Consider the following 22,002-nt stretch of genomic DNA (forward strand, 5'->3'; position numbering starts at 1 on the left):
AAAGATCAATGAAGAATAACTACCATCCAAAAACGAAACAACTATATAAAAAGATTAGAAAAACGATACTGATTACAGGGGTGTTTTTTTTAGTTTCTGCATGCAGCAGCGTAAAAAAATACAATGAGCAGATAGCGGAGTTACATACCGTTGATGAACTTCGTTCTGATATCGATAAAACCTATACACAATTTAAAAGGCATCATCCCAGATTATATCAATATACCCCTAAGAAAGTGCTTGATCGCAAAGTAGATAGTCTAAAAATGTCTATTAATGAACCCATGAGCAGTCATGAGTTCTATGAAAAACTTTCAGTAATACTGGCGAATATTAGGCAAGGGCATATTACTGTCATTCCACCACAAGAGCGTCTGGAGCGAAAGGGACTAAAAGCGTTTAGAAAAAAGAAATTTGAACTATCAGAGCTTGAGTTCGAATATTTGGATGATAAAGTTTTTGTTGCTAGATCATTTGGTAAAGACTCTATTCTTGTAGGTAGTGAAGTACTTAAATTTAATCATGAAAATGTTATTGCTCTCATACGTCGCTATAATCGCCTGTATAGTTCAGATGGATATAATACCACTTTTCATAGTAAGTATTCAGCTTTTGGATTAGAGAAATTTTATAGACGTGATCACGGTAGAATAAATAGTTTGCCTGTCACCTTTAAATTAAATGATTCAATATTTACCAGGGTATTTACCTATACAGATAGGAAACCCACGAAAATCGACACTTTAGCTCCAGCAGATAAAAAGAAACTACCAATATTGAGTAAGGAAGAGAAAAAGGCTAAGCGTTTAGCGCAAAAAGAAAAGAAAAAAAGGGATAATAAATTTGGCTTTATTCCAGAAAAAAAGACAGATACCCGCACTCTTACCTTTAAAGATCAAGACAGCACAACAGCTCATATGAGAATAAGTAATTTTTCTAGGGGCAATTACAAAGCATTTTATGATGATGTCTTCAAGATGATAGACACGTTAGATACAGAGAATTTGATCATTGATTTACGTAATAATACCGGAGGGCGCCTTTCTGAAATTGAGTATTTATATTCTTATCTGGTCGATGAGCCTTACATTTTTATTAATGAAAGCGAAGTAAACAGTAGATTACCTTACCTTAAATATCTCATGGCGAATACTCAATCTGTAGCAAAAAAAGGAATTATTGGCATGATGTCTCCTATTTTGATTACGCATAATTTGATCAATACGACTAAGCGGAATGATACCCTGTACTATAGGTTTAAGCAATCTAAACAACGCAAACCAAAAAGCAATAATTTTAAGGGTAAAGTATATGTATTGATCAATGGTGTTTCGTTTTCGGCATCTTCAGTATTATCTACTAAGCTTAAGGCTACCGGGAGAGCCATTTTAGTAGGAGAAGAAACGGGCGGGGCCCATAACGGTACAGTCGCCGGTATCTTTAAAATGTATGAGTTACCACATAGTAAGCTAAAGGTGCGCATTGGATTGATGCAAATCGACACACCACACAAAATATATCCAGATGGATATGGTGTACAACCAAATATACCAATTCAACCTACTGTTATGAATCGTAAAAGAAGGATTGATCCAGAATTAGAGTGGGTGCTCAATGATATACAGAAAAGAAGCTAGATTTCTCAATTTTTATTCATTTGATTTATTCAAAAGCAGAAAATTTTAAATTGTTATTATAGCTTTCGCATTAGTTCAAGCTTATATACAATAGAATTAAAGGCAAGTTTAGGTCAATGTTCAATAGACTTATATTATTCATCGTTGCTTTCACTCTAATTACTGCTAAAGGTTTTTTTGATTTAACTTTTAGTCATACTATTTATAATGTAATATTCTACCGGCTTGACAAGTTCATTTGTATCTTGTTCAAAAATTTGAGAACATATCCAATGGGAAATTATACACGAGTAATGTCATGAGTCATCGCAACATCAAGACAGCGTTTAACGAGTATCTCCAAATCGCATTTGGGATTGCACTCGCAAGTATAGGTTTAAAAGCGTTTCTCTTACCTAATGGATTTTTAGATGGAGGTGCAACAGGTATTGCCTTGCTGTTAAGCGATCAGTTCGATTTGAACATTTCGATAACCTTGCTCATTGTAAGTATTCCATTTCTTATCATAGGTGCCTTTACGATTACAAAACGAATACTGGTTAAATCTATTCTTTCTATTATTGGTTTGTCCATTTCCATAAGTCTAACAACGTTTGATACGGTTACAGAGGATAAATTGCTTATTGCAATTTTTGGAGGATTATTTTTAGGAATCGGGATAGGATTAGCGATTCGAAATGGTTCTGTTTTAGACGGCTCAGAATTACTGGGTGTTTTTGTTTTTGACCGGTTTGGGATTAGTATAGGTAGAACTATTTTACTCTTCAATGTAATTCTATTTAGTATCACGGCTGTTTTAATATCCATGGAGATTGCCATGTATTCTATACTCACCTACATTGTAACTGCTAAAGTAATTGACTTTGTGATAGAAGGATTTGAAGATTTTGTAGGATTCACCATAGTCTCAAAAAAAAGTGATGAAGTGGAGCGTGCGTTAGTAAGTATTATGGGTGTTGGGGTTACGATATATAAAGGCGAAAGAGGATATGGATCTACGGGAATCCAAACCGAAACCAAAATAGTACAAACGATCGTCAATCGAATTGATATTAGAAAAGTGCATAGGCTTTTAGAGCATATTGACAAAGATGCCTTTATCGTAGAATTTGACGTCAATGCAGTGCGTGGCGGAGTATTGAGGCGATATTTTCAACGTAAGCGATCTTGACCAGTATACTACCCTTGCTCCATTCCGTCTAATAAATTTATAATTCTGGAGCCGTAACTTGCATTTTTTTCAGAATGTGTGGCTTGGATAATGGTTACTCCGCTTGAATTTAACTCTTTGAATAGTTCCATAATCTCTTCACTTTGTTTCGAATTTAGGTTTCCGGTTGGTTCATCAGCTAAAATCAATTTTGGTTTTGCCACGAGAGCACGCGCCACACCTACCAACTGTTGTTGACCGCCACTTAGCTGACTAGGGAACAAATCTTTCTTACCTACAATATTAAATCGATCCAGCATATCTGAAACTAACGCCTTACGCTCTGAAGATTTTATCTTTTTATATAAAAGAGGTGTTTCGATGTTTTCATACACAGTCAATTCATCAATGAGGTGATACGCCTGGAACACAAATCCAATGTATTGCGTATAGAGATTAGAACGTTGTTTTTCTTTAATATTATGAACCGATTGATCCATAAAGTGATATTCTCCTTCTTGAAAGCCGTCCAACATCCCGATAACATTAAGCAAAGTTGATTTTCCTGATCCCGAAGGTCCCATCACCGAAATAAATTCTCCTTCTTCAACCTGTAGCGATAGATCTTTGAGTAAAAAAACTCTTCGACCGCCCTGTTGTACCCATTTATAAATGTTTTTTAGTTCTAATAGCATAATGATGTCCGCTTTCACGGAAGTTTTTAACGAGTTAATATTTTACCTGAAGTAAATCAGGTATCTTAATGAATTATTCTGTTCGTAGACTTTTCACCGGATTCTTCATCGCAGTACTTACTGTTCGTAAGCTCATCACAAATGCGGCAATCAGTGCCATTGCAATACCACTAGCGGCAAAAATCCACCAACTGATTTTTTTGCGATACGTATAACCTTGCAACCAATCACTAAATCCCAGATAGGCTAAAGGTGCAGCAATTACAAAGGCAATAATAACCAAAATCAAAAATTCTTTACATAATAAAATATTCACTTGCGTAAGACTTGCACCCAATACTTTTCGTATACCTATTTCTTTTGTTCGACGCTCTGTAGTATGGATCACGAGGCCAATAAGGCCCAGACAACTAATGAGGATGGATAAGCCGGTTGCCCAATTGAGTAAGGTCGAAATGCGCTGTTCGGTTCGGTAAAAATTTGCAACTAGCTCATCGTTAAATATGATTTCAAAATGGTCGTTAGGGTAGGTCTCATTGAATGCCTTTTCAATCTTATCGATCGCTGTTTTGAGATTTTCTTTTTCAATAGGTAATCTAAAGTGTACGTTTCTAAATTGCGTATATTCTCCGCGGCCTATATCACCGGTTATCGCCAGTGGGTTGATGCCTGTTTTCAATGATCGCTGATTAAAATCTTTCATAACTCCTACAATGGGAAATGTACCGTCTGTCATTTTTAATTCTTTCCCCAGTGCATTTTCAGCTGTTTTGTACCCAAATTTTTCTATAGTCGTTTCATTGATGACATACTCCCGTATGGTATCGTTTAGTGGTTTACGTCCAGCGATCAACTGAAGGCCATATGTGTCAAAATAGGATGTATCGGAATTTAAAATTTCAAGATCCAGTTTATCCTCAGACGTCCCACGAGTTACAAAAACAAGGCTGGATGATCTGCTTAAAGAAGCCGGTGGCTTACCGCCCTGGCTTATCAAGGACAGTTCGGGTATGGTATTAATTCTATTGAAGAGAACTTCTTTTTGACTATATCCGGCATCATTCCAGGGAGTTACAACATAAGCCGTAGTCTCTGCTTCAAAGCCCAAATCTTTATTAATCATAAAATAGATTTGCCGTCCCACAAGGATGGTGGCTATGATAAATACTTGAGCGATGGTAAACTGAAAAACGGTAAGAAATTTACGCACGCCAGCATTACCTCCCGGTAACTGGGTTGCTTTAGAAAGTACTTCTCTGGGTTTAAAGTGAGAGAGAACTAAACTGGGGTAAATCCCAGAAAATACCGCCACTAATAAAACTAAAATGACCGTAAACAAGAGGACTTGAGGTTGTAACCATAATCCTGCAGTAAGACCTTCGGGAATAAAATCTGCAAATACCCCCAATAGCCAAATTGAAAGTATTACCGATATAACAGCGGCCATTACAGTAAGTACAATCGTTTCTCCTAGAAACTGAGAAATGAGTTGTTTGCGTGAACTGCCAAGCGTTTTTCGTACTCCGATCTCTTTAGCACGTGAGGTAGCTTGTGCGGTATTGAGATTCACAAAATTGATACAACCCAAGAGCAGCAAAAAGAGCGCTACAAAGGATAAACCTAGAAGCACATCTTTATTTGCTTCTGAACCGCTGTTATTAAAAATACCGTAATCAGTATTGAAGTGAAGATCTGCTAAGGGCTGTAATATAAAAGAGCGCTTTACCCCAAATTTTTCAAAGTAAATGGCCGTATGCTTTTCTGCAAGATCAGCGAGTTGAGTTTCGATGGTTTTTATGGGAGTATTCTCGTTTAATTTTATAAACAACTGAGACGAAGAGTTGGTATTCCCCCAGTCTTTTGGAAAAACTTGATTTTTACTATCGGTATTTCTAGCAGTCTCAAGGGAAACAAACTCGTCAAAAATAAAATCAGTACGCTCTTTCAGGTTTTCTACAATTCCCCTAACGGTCATAGTCACACTGTCATTATACACAATATGCTTTCCAATAATTTCAGTAATTTTAAGCCCAGGAAAATATTCTTTTGCACGCTTTCGCGAAAGCACGACCTCATTAGGTGCATCAAGTATATTTGAAGAATGACCTACAGCCCATTCGTAATTAAACATTTCAAAGTACTTGCTGTCCGTATAAATAACACCTTCTGGATTTCTTTTGATGTCGTTATGTCCTTCTGCTTCAGCGGTAGCCACACCCCAATTATGGAAATACGACGTTTGTTCTATCCCAGAAATTTCTGGAGCGGCATCGCGAAGTAGTGCTGTAACTCCTCGATTTTTGTAGACTTCTTGTGAGTTAGCAATGTGGGATACAATACGATAAATTCGGTCGCCATCTTTGTGAAACGTGTCAAAGGTAAAATCATAGTACACCATCATACCAATAACAAAAGCTGCGCTCAAACCAATGGATAAACTAATGATATGGATCAAAGAAAACAGTTTGTTTCTCTTAAGGTTTCGCCAGGCGATTTTTATATAGTTAACTATCATAATTTTCTAGTTTTGTTTATTCCCTTCCGCGGAACTTGAGTTGTACCATATTGATGTAGTGTAATACGATTAATTCTAGCTGCTCTACTCTGTTCGTAAACTTTTTACAGGATTAGCAATTGCAGCACGTATGGTCCTTTGACTAATCGTAATAATAGCAATAATTAATGCTAGACCACCTGCGGCAAGAAATATCCATATGTTTAATTCCATGCGGTAGGGGTAGTTCTCTAACCACTTAGAGGTAGCCCACCATGCTATAGGAGTCGCTAGTATAAATGCGATACCGACTAGTTTCAAAAAGTCTTTAGTTAATAAAACGGTAATGGTGGAAACACTGGCACCAACTACTTTTCGAATTCCTATTTCTTTCGTACGTTGAGTTGTGATAAACATAGACATCGCAAATAAACCCATACAACATAATAGAATCGCTACGATCGAACCACTAGTGATAAGGGCAGCTAGGTTTTTCTCTCTTATAAATGTTCTATCTACATTCTCGTCCAAAAAAGAACCTAGAAACGCTGCGTTTGGTTCAATGGCTTTATAGACTGTCTCTATACGCTGAACAGCGTTAAGCATTTCGGCTGAGGTCACTTTAACAAAAGCATATTTAAGTCCTTCTTCTCTGTTTAGAAAAAATGTTAATGGTTCAATGGACGTTGAAATATCTTTAAAGTGGTAGTCCTTAACAACCCCTATTACTGTATAGTTCAGGCTATCGTCCATCGGAACATTAACCGATAATGGATATTTTTCTCCAAGCTCCTTAACCATACGCTCATTGATTATAATCGACTGATTGTCAATCTTTTTGGTTACATCAAAACTTCTGCCCTCCAAAAGCTTTAACCCCAATGTTTTTAAATAGTCATAGTCCACTGTCAATGTATTTGTACGTACGCTTTTACCTTTATAGTCAAATCCCCAAACACTCGTGTATTGACTGCCATCTTTTCCTCTGCCAAGATTATTATCAGCACCAGAAACACTGACAATACCCGGTTGATCTATCAAGTTTTCACGTAGTAGTTCAACTGCGTCGTAGCTGTTTTTCTTTCCGTTTAACGGAAATGAAAATACATGTTGTTTATCATATCCCAGATCCTTATTCCGCATATAATCAATCTGCCCTTTGAGCACAAAAGTGCCGCTAATGAGTAAGATGGCGATTCCAAATTGAACAACAATTAATGCGTTACGCAACCTATTATTCCCTGAAGAATCTAGTTTTCCTTTTAATGATTGAACCGTCGATAGTCGATTTAATAAGATGGTGGGATAACCTCCTACAATAAGCGAAATGGTAAGGATCAATAGAGAAGCCCCAATGAGGATTAATGGGGAAAATAAATTGCTGATTTGAGCACTTGTTCTAAACAAGGTCTGAAAACTATCTTGTAGTAAGAAACTCAATAAAATACCAAAACCGGTAGAAAATAGAAAAATAACAAGGCTTTCTACCCAGAACTGAAAGAAGAGCTGTTTCTTTTCTGCGCCAAGCGTTTTGCGCATACCAATTTCCTTGAGTCGCTGTGAACTTTTAGCAATGCTCATATTAATAAAATTGACACATGCGATAAATAAAATAAGAAACGCTATACCCAAAACGATATAAATCCTGGCCTTACTGATCACGACAGCGCCGGTATCATATTTGGCAAATCTCATATCTGTAAGAGGCAATAAACCCAGTTGCAGAAAATTCCCATGACTATTAGGACGCGCCCCATCGCGCTCTAGCTTTTCTATGGAGCCTTTGTAATGGAGATTTGTGAATTCGCGGCTGTTTTTTTCAAATAATTCAGAAGAAACTTGCTCCTCCAATTGGACAAAAACTTCGTGGTATTGGGCACCCCAAAGCTCCTTTGTTTCATTAAAAGCAGGATTTCTGTTAAACGGAAGGGCAATTTCAAAGTCAATCGTACTTGCTTTTGGAATATCTTGTACTACACCACCTACCGTAAAGGGCTCTTTTTTACCTTCAATTAAAACAGTAACAGTTTTACCTATAGGATCCTCTGTATCAAAAAACTTTAAAGCAGTTTCTTTTGTTAGTACAACAGACGTACGATCTTTTAATGGATTCGTTTTTGAGCCTTGTTCTGTAGGAAAACTAAACATGTCGAAAAAATCATCATCTACGTACAAAGCATCTAAACTAATCTCTTTATCGTTATAGAAGGTCAAGGCCTCTTCTTCAAGATGTCGGGTAATCTTATGTACTCCGGGAACTTCAGATTGAAGGGCTTCGGCGAGTGGTGTGGGTTGACTTGTGCCAATTTCTGTTCCCTTAGGCGTCTGCCAGGTCATATAAACCTGATAGATTTTATCCTTTTTTTCGTGAAACGTATCATAGGATAATTCAAACACGGCAAACATAGAGAGCAATATGGTTACTCCAAAAGCGACCATTAATCCCAGAACGTTTAATGAGGTAAATAACCTGTTTTTCCACAGATTTCTAAACGCGATTTTTAGATAATTCTTAATCATAATTGTTTATATTTTTCGCTTCCGCGGAAGCGGAATAACGATTAGTGTAATAACTATTCTGTTCTTAAGCTTTTTACCGGGTTACGTCTTGCCGTATTTAACGTATTGAAACTCATTACCAAAAGAGCTATTAGGAGCATCCCAAAACCACTAGCAATAAATATCCACAAACTTATTTCTGTACGATACGCATAGTCTTGTAGCCAATTAGTCAATCCCCAGAACACCAGGGGAAAAGCAATTACTACAGCTATTCCTATTAATACGATAAAGTCTTTGCATAAAACAGTATTAAGGCTGGTAAGTGAGGCGCCTAACACTTTTCTAATTCCTATCTCCTTAGTGCGGCGCTCTGTCGTATAGATGACCAATCCTAGTAACCCTAAGCAACTGATCAAAATAGAGAGACCTGTTGCCCAAGACAATAGTTTTGAAATACGTTGCTCCTGCTCATAGAATTGTGCAATTTTTTCATCGATGAAAGAAACCTTAAAGTCTGCAGCAGGATAGACCTTTTTATAGGCTTTTTCTATTTTAAGTAGGACATTCTCCCACGTTTTTGAATCATTTAGATGTAATGAAAAATGAATTTCCTTGAGAGAAGTACGCTTATTACCGCCCATATCTGGTCGAATTACTATGGGTTTAATGGACTCCTTCAAAGAGCGCTGATTAAAATCTCTAATCACTCCCACGATTGGACTTAGCTTATTATTAATTTCAATTTGTTCTCCTACAATATCTGTGGGAGATTGAAAGCCAAAAGCCCGTACTCCTGCCTCATTAATCAAATATTCATTTATGGTATCATTTAAAGGTTTTCGACCGGCAATTATAGGAATATTATATGTGTTTAGGTAATTCTCATCTCCGATTAGAACACTTACATCATTTTGTATTTTACCCTCATCAGTTTTTCTTACACCTACGGTTGTCCAGCCGCCGAGTGAGGAAGGTCCAGACATGGCCAGACTGATCTCATCAATTTCAGGAATAGACTGTAATTCAGTTTTGATTAATAAACGATTTTCTATTTTTTCATCCTCATAGGGTGTTTCGAAATAGGCGATGGCATCCTTCTTAAATCCCACATCCTTTTTTAATAAAAAATTGATCTGTTTACCAACAATTAATGTTGCAATGATAAACACCTGAGCAATAGTGAATTGAAAAATGGTTAATACCTTTCTGACTTTGCTATTATTCCCAACGGCGATAGTTTGACCCTTTAGTACTTCACTAGGCTTAAATCGTGACAAAACAATACCCGGATAGAATCCAGAAGCTACAGTTATGATTATCAACAGCAATACCATAAAAGAAATTACAACAGGATTCGTTAGCAGGTTCATTGAAAGACCGTCTGGTACAAACTCCACAAAAGAATTGAGAATAATATTGGTAAAACCAAGTGAGACTGCAAGAGAAATAGAAGATAGCAAAAAAGTTTCTCCTAAAAATTGAAAGACTAGACGCTTTCGGGAGCTTCCTAATGTTTTTCTAATGCCTATTTCCTGAGCGCGTTTTGTTGCAAGTGCGGTATTTAAGTTGACAAAGTTTATACAACCTAGGAGCAACAATAACAAGGCAACCAAACTTAGGTTGAAAAGTACATCTTTGTCTGCTTGACTCCTGCTGTAATTAAAAACGCCGTAATCCTTATTAAAATGGAGATCAGCAAGAGGTTGTAATTTGAAATGCCTAAAGCTATTATACTTTTTATCATACTCGCTTATGTGTGCTTTACTGATTTTGGTGAGCTGCTCTTGAATTTGCGTTTGGTTCGTACCTGCTGCAATTTTAATAAAAAGTTGAGAAGCACTATTTGTGTTTCCCCATTCATCTGTAAAGATTTGATCGCCGGCATCTACCTGTTTTGCAGTATCTAGTGAAATAAATTCATTAAAAATAAGATCTGATCTACCTGATAAGGTCTTCACAATTCCCGTAATCTCTGCATTGACTTCATTTTGATACGTAATTTGTTTTCCAATGATGGCAGTTAATGGAAGGTTAGGATAATAGGTTTCTGCCCTCTCTTTAGTAAGTACTACTTTATTAGGTCCCGATAGTGCACTTTCTGGTTTACCCAGCAACCATTCATAATTAAATAAATCGAAATAAGATCGCTGGGTAAAAATATAATCTTCTGTGCCTTTAATGCTTACTATTCCATCTTGAGAATCTGATTTATCAATGTACCAAATAAAAAAATAGGCGGATTCTTCAATACCAGATACGTTTAGCGCTACCTCTCTTCGCAAGGGTGCGGCCACAGCTCCAAAGTTCCCAAGATCATCTTCTTCTTCAAAGTCTGAAACTACTCTGTAAATACGATCTCCACCAGAATGGAAATCATCAAAGGTAGATTCATAATAGACCATCATTCCAATAACAATAGCGGCACTAATACCAACAGATAAGCTAATGACGTTGATAAGAGAAAATAATTTGTTTCTTTTGATGTTTCGCCAAGCGATTTTGAAATAATTCTTAATCATGATTGTATATATTTTCGCTTCCGCGTAAGCGGAATAACAATTAGTGTAATTTCTACTCTGTTCTTAAACTTTTCACCGGGTTTGCTATGGCCGCTTTTATAGTTTGGTAACTCACTGTAATCAATGCAAGGAATAGTGCCCCGAATCCTGCAATCAGAAATACAGAAAGTCCAATATTTATGCGATAATCAAAGCGTTCGATCCAGTTTTTCATAAAATAGTAGGCTACTGGGGTGGCTATGAGAAGTGAGATGACTACCAATAAAACAAAGTCCTTACTAAGAAGTAACCATAGATTAGAAACACTGGCCCCAAGTACCTTTCTAATACCAATTTCTTTAGTGCGTTGTTCTGCTATAAAAGAAGCCAATCCAAAAAGTCCTAAACAACTTATGATGATAGCCAATATAGTTAGCATTCTTGCTAATGACGCCAGACGTTCTTCACTTAAAAATTTTTCTTCATAATTCTGATCTACAAAGTCATAACTATAGGGTACCGAGGGGAAGGCATCTTTAAAAATACGCTCTATGGTTTTTAGACTGGTAGATACAGGCTGATCTGGTGATAAACGTAGATTATAGAAACTGGCATTCTCCCAGCGATCAAAAGCATACATATGTTGCTTTACCGTTTGATAGGGAGACTGGATCACGGCATCTTCTACAACTCCAACCACCACAACCGGAGGTTCTGGATCCTCAGGATTTGCTGATCGTATTATTGTCCCAATGGGATCAGCAAGACCCATATATTTCACTGCGGTACGGTTGAGCAAGACAGCAAGTGTATCTGATGGAAATTCACGAGAAAACTCACGCCCTTCTATAACAGGAATACCTAGTGTTTTCATATAATCATATGAAATAAATGTAAAAGCAAGATCTTCTTGAAACCCTTCGGGCTTACCCTCCCACGCATAGCCGGTCATGTTTGAATATACTTCTGTAGCTGGTGAACTTGATGTGGCCATCTCTACCACAGCACCACTAGCGATGAAGCGCTCACGCATGGTTTCAAATTTTCCTTCAAAATCATTACTTAGTGTAGGGATTTGGATAAGACCTTCGCGTTCGTAGAAAGAAGGTCTGTTTTTAGAATGATTTATTTGCTGCATGACAATCAAAGTACCTGATATAAGAGCAACTGAAATACTAAACTGTGTGATCACTAGTATTTTACGCGGTATGGCGGCATTCTTACCTACTCTAAGTTTGCCTTTAAGAACCGTAATAGGTTGAAATGAGGAAAGATATAGCGCTGGATAACTGCCTGCTAGAAAAGCGGTAATGACGATCGAAAGTAGAGCGGCAATCCAAAAAGTAAGACTAGTAAAAGGAAAAGCGATTTCTTTACCAGAAATGGTATTGAACCATGGCACCGCTACTACAACAAAGATCATTGCCAAAAGAAATGCCACTGTAGTGATAACTAAAGACTCACTGAGAAATTGCATACACAATTGACCTCGATTACTTCCTATACTTTTTCGAATACCTACTTCAAGTGCTCTTTTTTCAGAACGCGCTGTACTTAAATTCATAAAATTTATGCAGGCGAGAAGTAAAACAAAAATCCCTATCGTACCAAAGAGCCAAACATTTTCAATACGTCCCCCTACATCTTTTCCGTCCTCAAATTTTCCTCTGAGATGCCAATTTTTCATTGGATGGAGAATAACCACGGGATTTAACTGCTGCACATCTGGAGGAGAAGCGTTCATTTTTACATCTGAAATTGCATTTTCGACTTGATCCATAGTAACACCATCAGCCAGCTGAACTAATAATTGGAACGAATTATTATCCCACAGCTCTTTACTATTTGATACCCAATCCTGAGTTCTCACAAAAAACTCCCAGGGAATGATAAAATCAAGTTCTGAAAAAGTAGATCTCGCAGGCAAATCTTCATAAACAGCAGTTACTTTTAGTGGGCTACTGTTACTTCTCATTACCGTTTTTCCTATTGGATTTTCTGCGCCAAATAGTCGTTGCGCAGCAGATTGTGATAAGACAATACTAGTAGGATTATCCCAACCCAAAGGATTTCCATCAATAATATTAATATTGAGCATCTCTAAAATGCCCTGTTGCATAAAGTTCCCACGAATGGAGAGGTTACGTTCTCCATATTTCAAGTAGGACGAACTGTGCCAGGAGGTCATTGCAATATTTTTAAAAAGATGATCATACTTTTCTCTTAGCGCAAATTCTAAGGGTCTGGGGATAGAGTTACTGGTATGTGTAACACCATTAAAGGTCATATTTTGATACACTTGTGCTATGTCGTCCTGATGTTCAAATTGACTATTAAATGAAAGTTCATCTACAATCCATAAAGCCACTAGAGTCGTTACAGCCATACCAATGGCTAAACCAACTATATTAATGAAGGAGTACACCTTATTTTTTAGTAAATTTCTCCAGGCAATTTTGAAATAATTCTTGATCATGATTGTTCGTTTTATCCTCTATTTCTTGAGCGATAGCGTATTGATTGATGAGGTGATTTAGCGTGAGAAGCTCTCTATAATGAGTTCTAACAACATGTGTAAAAGCGCGATCATAGGGCAGCAGCTTTATAAGCAGAAAGCACATTTTCGGTTACTTTTTGACCGTCCAGCATTCTAATAATGCGGTGGCTATACTTGGCGTCGTGTTCACTATGCGTTACCATGATGATAGTCGTTCCCGCTTCATTTAACTCAGTAAGCAAATCCATCACTTCATTACCGTTGCTACTGTCCAGATTTCCCGTAGGTTCATCGGCTAAAATCAACTTAGGATTATTCACAACAGCTCTTGCTACGGCAACACGTTGTTGTTGACCTCCAGATAATTGCTGCGGAAAATGCTTGCGTCTGTGCATGATCTGCATTTTCTCCAGTACTTCATCTACACGTTTCTTACGTTCGGCGGGTTTTACACCGGTATAGATCAACGGAAGCTCTACGTTTTCAAATACTGTCAACTCGTCAATAAGGTTAAAGCTTTGAAATACAAACCCGATGTTATGCTTTCTCAACTCGGCTCTTTTACGTTCATTAAATCCTGAAACTTCGATCCCATTGAACACGAAGCTGCCACCATCTGGATCATCCAATAATCCTACGATGTTTAGTAAAGTGGATTTACCACATCCTGAAGGTCCCATAATAGCAACAAATTCACCTTCCTGGACCGTAAAGGATAATTTATTTAAGGCTACAGTTCGTACCTCGTCTGTCGCGTAGTATTTTTCTAACTCTTTAATTGTGATCATATATATTAGGTATTTGATATTTGTACGTTCAGAATTAATTTTTATCAATAGTTATTTTACTTTCCAGTTTCCAATTTGTACTTCGTACTTTTTGTCATTCTTCAATTTCCAACTTCTCACTCTTTCAAAATCAATTCCTGTATTTCACCATAGTTATCATAGCTACTGGTAATGACTTGATCACCTGGTTTTAATCCTTTGATGACTTCATAATATTCAGTGTTTTGACTGCCCAGTGAAATATCAGCTTTGTAGGCGCTGGAGCCATCTTCACTCAATTTAAAGATCCAGTTCCCCCCGGTTTCCTGAAAGAATCCACCTTTAGCAACTAGTAATGCCTTTTTTTCCTGACTTAATGCTAATCTAATCTGTAAGGTCTGTCCGCGACGAATTTCTTCAGGTACTTCTTTTTCAAAAACCATATCTACTTGAAAGCGGCCATTGGTAACCTGGGTATACACTTTTTTTATGGTAAGCGTATAGGTTTCAGCATTAAACGTGAACGTACCGTTTTGACCTACGTGTATTCGGGTGATGTAATGTTCGTCAATTTCGGCACGAATTTTAAAACCGCTTAATACATCCAGTTGGCCTAGGCGTTCGCCTTTATTAATGGATTGACCGATCTCTGCATCCAATGATGTAAGCTGTCCATCTACAGGCGCTCTCACAACTAAATCAGCCACTTTTTTACGCATGAGTTCTAAGGCGCTTTGGGTTCTTGCGTAGGAGCTGTTCGCCTGACTTAATTCTTGTTTCACGGCTAGTGAATCTTGCGCAAGCACTTGTTTAGATAATTTCATGCGCTCATTTTGATAATTAAAATCATTCAAAGAAGATTCATAATCCTGTCGGGCAATCACTCCTTTTTTATACAACTTCTCGTTCATGTCGTATACGCGTTTTGCCTCAATGAGACTATTTTCGACATCGGTAAATTGATTTTGACGGTTGATGGTATTTTGTCGGGCAGCATTTTGAGAAATCTGCATTTGGGTAAGTAGATTATAAACAGAAGTTTCTTGGTTCACCAGACTAAGCTCTAAATCTGTATTTGATAATCGTAGAATAGGATCCCCTTTTTTAAGAATCGCGCCATCTTCTGCTAGTTTTTCTTCAACTCTCCCACCTTCAAGCGCATCTAGATAGATTGTGGTAATGGGCAAAACAACCCCATTTACTGGAATATTTTCCTGAAAAATTCCTTCTTTTACGGTATAAATACTAATACGCTCTTTTTGTACATTTAATTTAGATCCTCCGCTAGAGGACAGAATAACAAAAATGATGAGTGCAATTAGGGCAATGATGCCGGTATACATTACTATTTTTTTTGTGGTGTATTTTTTCTTTTCAATTGGTATATCCATGATTAATTTTTGATACACCCTATTTATAAGAAAGATAATGCCAAAATAGTAGAAGTCTTAAAATCAGTAATTTAAAATTTTAACATCAATTTAAGTGTTCGGTTTTGATACAGATCCTGTTCGCAATTGATACAAGATTGGCTCTTAATGAATTAACCTGTTGAACTAATTTATTCTTTAACACAAAGTTGTAATATTGTAATCATGCAATTAAAAAACGCCCGCATATTGATTATTGACGATGACGAAGATGTTCTCATCGCACTAAAGCTACTCCTTAAACAAAAAGTGAATGAGGTCGTTACGGCTAAAAACCCCAATACAATTCTTAGTATTTTGACCAAAGAGTCTTTTGACGTTGTTATTTTAGACATGAATTTCAACGGACTCGTAAATACAGGAAATGAAGGTATTTTTTGGTTAAATAAAATAAAGAGTTCGTACCCACGATTGCAGGTAGTCCTTATTACAGCCTATGCAGATATTGATCTAGCGGTACGCTCTTTAAAATTAGGTGCTGCAGATTTTATCGTTAAGCCATGGAAGAATGATAAGATCATTGAAATATTAACCGATTTAGTTCATCAAAAGTCTTCCTCAAATAGTAAAGCTGTTTCACTTGCCTCAACACAACGTATCGTAGGAGAGAGTGAGCCTATGCAGCATATTTTTTCTAAACTAGATAAGATTGCCCCAACCGATGCTAATGTGTTGATTCTAGGTGAAAACGGTACCGGTAAGGACTTAATCGCCAGAGCAATCCACGAAAATTCGTTGCGAAAAAATCAATCCTTTGTAAAAGTCGACATAGGATCATTGACCGAAAGTCTTTTTGAAAGTGAACTCTTTGGATACGTAAAGGGAGCATTTACAGGGGCAAATACAGATCGAAAAGGACGCTTTGAAGAAGCACACGGTGGAACCTTATTTTTAGACGAAATAGGGAATATATCCTTGAATCAACAAGCGCGACTACTCACAGTGCTACAAAACCGAAAGGTAACCCCCATTGGGTCAAATAAAGCCATTGACATCGATATACGCCTTATTTGTGCTACAAATATGCCTATTCAAGAATTAGCTGATGAGTCACGTTTTCGAAAGGACCTTATATATCGCATCAATACCGTGGATATTACCATTCCTGCACTAAGAATAAGAGGAACCGATATCACGCTTTTGGCCCATCATTTTGTTTCGCTTTACGCGGAAAAATACAACAAGGGAGAGTATTCATTTACTCCGGGGTTTATTAAGAAATTAAAAGAGCATTCATTTCCAGGTAACGTGCGTGAATTGCAATACACCTTGGAACGAACCATTATCATGGCCGAAGGGCATGAACTCACAGAAAACGATCTCTCGTTCTCTGTGATTGAGCAAGCTTTACCTGCTGAAACCACTAAACAAACTAATCTAGAGGCGATAGAGAAAAAGACGATCTTGAGGGTTATCGATGAGAACAATGGTAATATCTCTAAAAGTGCCAAAGCATTAGGTATAACACGTACAGCATTATATCGCAGGTTAAATAAGTATGATCTATAAACATTATTTTCTTTCCTTAACAATAAGGACATTTCTATTATTAGTGTGCCTGGTGTTAATCGCTTATGGCATAACACAAAATAATGTGTATATAATAAGTATAGGCAGTCTGCTGGGAATCATTTTTCTATATAATTTCTATCACTTTATTACAAAACGCTTTAGAGAAATGGACGATTTTTTTGAAGCAGTGAAATACCGTGACTTTTCAAGATGGTATACAGAGGATAGAGGTACGCCTGACATTCAAAAACTTTATCGTGGCTTTAATTTGGTCAATAAAACGATCAAAGAGATAAATAATGAACGCCAGGCGCAGTTCTTGTATTTGCAAAAAATATTGGAAATGGTTGATGTAGGCATCATAGCCTATAATACTGAGACGGGAGAAGTGTTGTGGACGAATTCATTTTTCTTGGATTTACTAGATTTTCCCAATTTCAAAAACATCTCTTTCGTCCAAAAAAGAAAGCCAAAGGCGTATGATGAATTATTTGAAACCTATCATCCAAATGTAGATTCAACACTACTCAAAATGGGTGAGGAGGAAGTTAAGGTGTTAATTTCAGATACCATTTTTGATGTAGATCAAACTTCATTTAAACTCATCATGATTCAAAATATTGATGAAACGCTAAACCGAAACGAAAGCGATGCATGGAAAAAACTTCTTAGTGTCATGACCCACGAAATCATGAACAGCATTGCACCAATTTCATCTTTGGCTGAAACTATGCGTACTTCGATTGAAGAAGCTCAAAATAAGCCCGGTCAAAATAAACTGGATATTGAAGATCTTGAAATCGGTATTGAGAGTATCTATAAACGCAGTGAAGGACTAATGAAATTTGCGAAGACCTACAGAACCCTCAATAAAATTTCTCATGTCAATAAAACTGCAGTGAAAGCCAATGATTTGTTTGCAAGTATACGTAGCTTGATTCAGCCAACATTGGAAAATAAAGATATTAGGTTGACATTTAAGGTTCACGAAAAAGACTTAAGTATTCTTGTAGACACCTATCTTATTGAACAGGTACTGATCAATATTATTCTAAATGCAATTGATGCAACATTGGATCTAGAAAATCCTCACATTAACATCATTGCACAAAGAACTAATCGTAAGGAAACGCTCATTCGTATCATCGATAATGGAAAAGGAATTCCTGAAGAAATTATAGAAACCGTATTTGTTCCCTTTTATACTACGAAACAACAAGGCAGTGGTATTGGGTTGAGTTTATGTAAGCAGATTATGATGCTTCATCAAGGCAAAATTGCCATAAAAAGTGAACAGGGAGTAGGAACCGAAGTTCAATTACTTTTTCAAGAATAATGTAATGGAAGTGATGAATAAATATACTTCAGCGTTTAGAAAAGTTGATGAATTTCCCTATGACAAGAAAGTACGCTTAGATTGTGATATCACTCATCAGTATCGTAACTTTGTAGTCTATTCAAAATGAATACACAGATCTTATGAATACATACGATGTAGCCGTTATTGGCTCAGGTCCCGGTGGATATGTTGCAGCCATTCGCTGTGCTCAACTGGGCATGAAAACAGTACTTATTGAAAAATATAACAGTCTGGGAGGAACCTGCTTAAATGTAGGTTGTATCCCCAGTAAAGCATTATTAGATTCTTCACATCATTATGAAGATGCAGTGAAGCATTTTGAAGAGCACGGGATCGAAATCCCCGGTGAGGTCAAGGTTAATCTTGAAAAAATGATTGGTCGCAAACAAGCCGTTGTTGATCAAACCGTATCTGGTATTGACTTTTTAATGAATAAGAATGATATTGAGGTCATCCATGGGGTTGGATCTTTTAAAGATGCTACACACATTGAGATTAATTTGACTAAAGGTGAAACCCAAACCATAGAAGCCAAAAACATCATTGTGGCTACAGGATCTAAGCCATCAAGCCTGCCCTTTATCGAGATCGATAAAGAGCGTATTATCACCTCTACCGAAGCGTTGTCACTCAAAGAAATTCCTAAACATATGATCCTTATTGGTGGCGGAGTGATTGGATTAGAACTAGGTCAGGTATATAAGCGACTTGGTGCCGAAGTTACTGTAGTAGAATACATGGATCGCATCATTCCCACCATGGATCGCGCACAAAGCAAGGAAATGTTGAAGGTATTCAAAAAACAAAAAATGAAATTTGCACTGTCGCATCAAGTGCATGATGTAAAACGCAATGGTGATGAGGTTACCGTAAAAGCCAAAGACAAAAAAGGCAATGAAGTTGAGTTTAAAGGAGATTATGTTTTAGTAGCCGTGGGTAGAAAAGCCTATACCGATGGATTAAATGCTCAAGCTGCCGGACTCCAATTAGACGAACGCGGTAGAATTGAAGTAAATGAATATCTGCAAACGAACGTGACCAATATTTATGCGATTGGCGATGTAGTTAAGGGAGCGATGTTAGCGCATAAAGCCAGTGAAGAAGGTTCTTTTGTTGCAGAGGTCATCGCAGGACAGAAACCTCACATCAATTATAACTTAGTTCCGGGAGTAGTATATACCTGGCCAGAAGTTGCTAGTGTTGGGAAAACCGAAGATGAGCTTAAAGATGCCGGTGTAGCATATAAGAGTGGATCATTTCCCATGCGTGCTTTAGGGCGATCACGTGCCAGTGGAGATACCGATGGTTTTGTAAAGATTCTATCTGATAAAGAAACTGATGAAGTTTTGGGCGTACACATGGTAGGAGCTAGAGTTGCTGATCTAATCGCAGAAGCGGTTACTGCTATGGAGTATAGAGCAAGTGCAGAAGATATTGCACGCATGTCACACGCGCACCCCACCTATGCCGAAGCAGTCAAAGAAGCTGCTCTCGCCGCTACAGACGATCGTGCTCTACACATGTAAAACGTTACCTTTCACAACTTCCTCTCCCGCTGGGAGAGGATAGAGGTGAGGACTTTCTGCTTTTTACTTAATTGCTTCTCTAATGAAAAAAATACTAGCCATTGCCGGGTCTAATAGCATAACCTCCATCAACAAACAATTGTTGGAATATATCGCTGCACAGTTAGACGAGCATGAAGTGAAAGTAGTAGATTTAAATCAGTACGAGTTTCCAATGTATAGCGTGGAGCATGAAAAGGAACGTTCATTCCCTGTGGATGTACAGGTCCTCAAAAATATCATTGCGGAGCACGATGCGGTCATCATTTCGGTAGCAGAGCATAATGGTTCAGTTTCAGCGTATTTTAAGAACATTATTGATTGGTTATCGCGCATTAACCGTAACTTTTTAGCAGATAAAAAAGTATTACTCACCAGTACGTCGCCCGGGCAAAGAGGGGGAAAATCAGCTTTGGAGTTCATGAAAATGATTGTTCCTAGATTTGGTGGCACAGTAGTAGAAAGCTTTAGTTTTCCCTCATTTCATGAGAACTTCGATCAGGAGAATAAACGGGTAAGCGATGAGATGCTCGTCCTTGGTCTACACGAAGTCCTCAACACCTTTTCAAGAGAAATCTCCTAAGATTGCGCACTGTCAAAACATATTCTATTGAGGATGTTCCACTAGCAAAACATCAGCTTCAACATTGGGCGCAACAATTTGATGAGGTGGTTTGGCTGGATTCTAATGAGTATGATCAAACTTATTCATCGTTTGATGCCGTCTTGGCCGTGGATGCATTTTTATCCTTCACCACGACCACAGCAGGTGCTTTTGAATACCTTTCTGAACACATACAGGTTACAAGGGACTGGCTCTTTGGATATTTTAGCTATGATCTCAAAAATGATGTGGAGCAGCTCAGGTCCACTAATCATGATGGGCTGGAGCTTCCGGATTTGTATTTCTTTCAACCTAAACGCTTATTTTTCCTAAAAGGAAATGCGCTAGAGGTACATTACCTAAACATGATTGATGATGAATTGGAGGAGGATGTCGCGAACTTGTTCGAAATTCTTCCGCTTGACGGTGACCCATCTCATATAAAGACTTCTTACGAGGAGAAACCTAAAATCAAGTTACGCATTCACAAAGATGCCTACCACAACAAAATCAATACGCTGTTAGCTCACATCCAGCGTGGGGATATTTACGAAGCGAACTTTTGCCAGGAGTTCTATGCGGAGGATGCGCAAATTGATGCGCTACAAACCTATCTGCGACTCAATGAAATTTCAAGTCCGCCATTCGCGGCTTTCTTAAAAATAGACGCGCATTATTTATTGTGTGCCAGCCCTGAACGCTATTTGCGAAAAGAGGGAACTAAGGTGATCTCTCAACCCATCAAAGGCACTACGAAACGGGCTAAAAATACTGCGGAAGATAAAGCGCTCAAAAAAGCCTTGCGTGAGGACCAAAAAGAGCAGTCAGAAAATGTGATGATTGTCGATTTGGTGCGCAATGATCTCTCACAAACGGCCGTAAAAGGAAGCGTGCAGGTAGAAGAATTGTGCAAAATCTATACGTTTAAACAAGTGCATCAATTGATTTCTACAGTGACCAGTGAAGTTACTCCCACGATTGATCCTGTAGCGCTTATCAAAAGTACATTCCCCATGGGGAGCATGACCGGTGCACCAAAAGTTTCTGCCATGAAGATTATTGAAGCCTTAGAAGAAACCAAACGCGGACTTTACAGCGGTGCAGTGGGCTATTTTACGCCAGAGCTGGACTTTGACTTTAATGTGGTCATACGCAGCATCCTGTATAATGCAGATAAACGATTCCTCTCCTTTTCTGTAGGCAGTGCCATTACGGGTAAATCTACCCCAGAGCGCGAATATGAGGAGTGTTTGCTGAAGGCTAAAGCCATGAGGGAAGTGCTTCAATAATC

Annotated in this window: 14 protein-coding genes; 7 read left to right on the forward strand and 7 right to left on the reverse strand. The window is 37.8% G+C overall.

All coding sequences use genetic code 11. From position 1 onward, the window contains the following. Nucleotides 1-8: 8 nt before the first annotated feature. Together ABD000_RS07355 and ABD000_RS07360 are read left to right on the forward strand one after the other, a co-directional pair. Complete coding sequence (locus ABD000_RS07355; RefSeq protein WP_343765396.1) at nucleotides 9-1,637, forward strand: S41 family peptidase; 1,629 nt, start codon at nucleotides 9-11, stop codon at nucleotides 1,635-1,637. A gap of 298 nt (nucleotides 1,638-1,935) precedes the next feature. Continuing rightward, the gene (locus ABD000_RS07360) at nucleotides 1,936-2,808 is read left to right on the forward strand and encodes a YitT family protein (protein WP_343765401.1); all 873 of its coding nucleotides are present in this window, start codon (nucleotides 1,936-1,938) and stop codon (nucleotides 2,806-2,808) included. A gap of 8 nt (nucleotides 2,809-2,816) precedes the next feature. On the opposite strand, the gene ABD000_RS07365 is transcribed toward ABD000_RS07360, so the two are convergent. The 7 genes from ABD000_RS07365 to ABD000_RS07395 all read right to left on the reverse strand — a co-directional run bounded on the left by ABD000_RS07365 (nucleotide 2,817) and on the right by ABD000_RS07395 (nucleotide 15,631). Further along, nucleotides 2,817-3,482 (reverse strand): ABC transporter ATP-binding protein, encoded by a 666-nt coding sequence (locus ABD000_RS07365; protein WP_343765403.1) that lies wholly within the window; start codon nucleotides 3,480-3,482, stop codon nucleotides 2,817-2,819. 73 nt (nucleotides 3,483-3,555) lie between these two features. Continuing rightward, nucleotides 3,556-5,997: an ABC transporter permease gene (locus ABD000_RS07370; RefSeq protein ID WP_343765405.1), complete on the reverse strand. Its 2,442-nt coding sequence runs from the start codon at nucleotides 5,995-5,997 to the stop codon at nucleotides 3,556-3,558. Nucleotides 5,998-6,081: 84 nt separating this feature from the next. Further along, a complete protein-coding gene (locus ABD000_RS07375) occupies nucleotides 6,082-8,496 on the reverse strand; it encodes an ABC transporter permease (protein WP_343765407.1) in 2,415 nt (804 codons plus the stop codon). 53 nt (nucleotides 8,497-8,549) lie between these two features. Further along, nucleotides 8,550-10,997 carry an ABC transporter permease gene (locus ABD000_RS07380; protein WP_343765410.1) on the reverse strand — a complete coding sequence of 816 codons (2,448 nt, stop codon included), beginning with the start codon at nucleotides 10,995-10,997 and terminating at the stop codon, nucleotides 8,550-8,552. A gap of 52 nt (nucleotides 10,998-11,049) precedes the next feature. Further along, nucleotides 11,050-13,452 (reverse strand): ABC transporter permease, encoded by a 2,403-nt coding sequence (locus tag ABD000_RS07385; RefSeq protein WP_343765412.1) that lies wholly within the window; start codon nucleotides 13,450-13,452, stop codon nucleotides 11,050-11,052. A 110-nt stretch (nucleotides 13,453-13,562) separates the two neighbouring features. Continuing rightward, on the reverse strand, nucleotides 13,563-14,261 hold the full coding sequence (locus ABD000_RS07390; protein WP_343765414.1) for an ABC transporter ATP-binding protein: 699 nt from the start codon (nucleotides 14,259-14,261) through the stop codon (nucleotides 13,563-13,565). 116 nt (nucleotides 14,262-14,377) lie between these two features. Next, on the reverse strand, nucleotides 14,378-15,631 hold the full coding sequence (locus tag ABD000_RS07395) for an efflux RND transporter periplasmic adaptor subunit (RefSeq protein ID WP_343765417.1): 1,254 nt from the start codon (nucleotides 15,629-15,631) through the stop codon (nucleotides 14,378-14,380). 204 nt (nucleotides 15,632-15,835) lie between these two features. Between ABD000_RS07395 and ABD000_RS07400 the strand changes: the two genes are divergently transcribed. The 5 genes from ABD000_RS07400 to ABD000_RS07420 all read left to right on the forward strand — a co-directional run bounded on the left by ABD000_RS07400 (nucleotide 15,836) and on the right by ABD000_RS07420 (nucleotide 22,000). Beyond that, nucleotides 15,836-17,179, forward strand: a complete 1,344-nt coding sequence (locus ABD000_RS07400; RefSeq protein WP_343765419.1) for a sigma-54-dependent transcriptional regulator — start codon at nucleotides 15,836-15,838, stop codon at nucleotides 17,177-17,179. Further along, nucleotides 17,169-18,518 carry a sensor histidine kinase gene (locus tag ABD000_RS07405; protein ID WP_343765421.1) on the forward strand — a complete coding sequence of 450 codons (1,350 nt, stop codon included), beginning with the start codon at nucleotides 17,169-17,171 and terminating at the stop codon, nucleotides 18,516-18,518. Before ABD000_RS07400 ends, ABD000_RS07405 begins: the two co-directional genes overlap by 11 nt. A gap of 143 nt (nucleotides 18,519-18,661) precedes the next feature. Beyond that, nucleotides 18,662-20,068 carry a dihydrolipoyl dehydrogenase gene (gene lpdA / locus ABD000_RS07410; protein WP_343765423.1) on the forward strand — a complete coding sequence of 469 codons (1,407 nt, stop codon included), beginning with the start codon at nucleotides 18,662-18,664 and terminating at the stop codon, nucleotides 20,066-20,068. A gap of 82 nt (nucleotides 20,069-20,150) precedes the next feature. Next, nucleotides 20,151-20,690, forward strand: a complete 540-nt coding sequence (locus ABD000_RS07415) for an NADPH-dependent FMN reductase (protein WP_343765426.1) — start codon at nucleotides 20,151-20,153, stop codon at nucleotides 20,688-20,690. A 2-nt stretch (nucleotides 20,691-20,692) separates the two neighbouring features. After that, complete coding sequence (locus tag ABD000_RS07420; protein WP_343765429.1) at nucleotides 20,693-22,000, forward strand: anthranilate synthase component I family protein; 1,308 nt, start codon at nucleotides 20,693-20,695, stop codon at nucleotides 21,998-22,000. Nucleotides 22,001-22,002 lie beyond the last annotated feature (2 nt).

The organism is Gangjinia marincola (assembly GCF_039523415.1).
Lineage (GTDB): Bacteria > Bacteroidota > Bacteroidia > Flavobacteriales > Flavobacteriaceae > Gangjinia > Gangjinia marincola.

Excerpts from the sequence above, each read along its gene's own strand:
- ABD000_RS07355 (WP_343765396.1), top strand. The coding sequence starts at position 9 with ATGAAGAATAACTACCATCCAAAAACGAAACAACTATATAAAAAGATT.
- ABD000_RS07360 (WP_343765401.1), top strand. The coding sequence starts at position 1,936 with ATGAGTCATCGCAACATCAAGACAGCGTTTAACGAGTATCTCCAAATC.
- ABD000_RS07365 (WP_343765403.1), bottom strand. The coding sequence starts at position 3,482 with ATGCTATTAGAACTAAAAAACATTTATAAATGGGTACAACAGGGCGGT.
- ABD000_RS07370 (WP_343765405.1), bottom strand. The coding sequence starts at position 5,997 with ATGATAGTTAACTATATAAAAATCGCCTGGCGAAACCTTAAGAGAAAC.
- ABD000_RS07375 (WP_343765407.1), bottom strand. The coding sequence starts at position 8,496 with ATGATTAAGAATTATCTAAAAATCGCGTTTAGAAATCTGTGGAAAAAC.
- ABD000_RS07380 (WP_343765410.1), bottom strand. The coding sequence starts at position 10,997 with ATGATTAAGAATTATTTCAAAATCGCTTGGCGAAACATCAAAAGAAAC.
- ABD000_RS07385 (WP_343765412.1), bottom strand. The coding sequence starts at position 13,452 with ATGATCAAGAATTATTTCAAAATTGCCTGGAGAAATTTACTAAAAAAT.
- ABD000_RS07390 (WP_343765414.1), bottom strand. The coding sequence starts at position 14,261 with ATGATCACAATTAAAGAGTTAGAAAAATACTACGCGACAGACGAGGTA.
- ABD000_RS07395 (WP_343765417.1), bottom strand. The coding sequence starts at position 15,631 with ATGGATATACCAATTGAAAAGAAAAAATACACCACAAAAAAAATAGTA.
- ABD000_RS07400 (WP_343765419.1), top strand. The coding sequence starts at position 15,836 with ATGCAATTAAAAAACGCCCGCATATTGATTATTGACGATGACGAAGAT.
- ABD000_RS07405 (WP_343765421.1), top strand. The coding sequence starts at position 17,169 with ATGATCTATAAACATTATTTTCTTTCCTTAACAATAAGGACATTTCTA.
- lpdA (WP_343765423.1), top strand. The coding sequence starts at position 18,662 with ATGAATACATACGATGTAGCCGTTATTGGCTCAGGTCCCGGTGGATAT.
- ABD000_RS07415 (WP_343765426.1), top strand. The coding sequence starts at position 20,151 with ATGAAAAAAATACTAGCCATTGCCGGGTCTAATAGCATAACCTCCATC.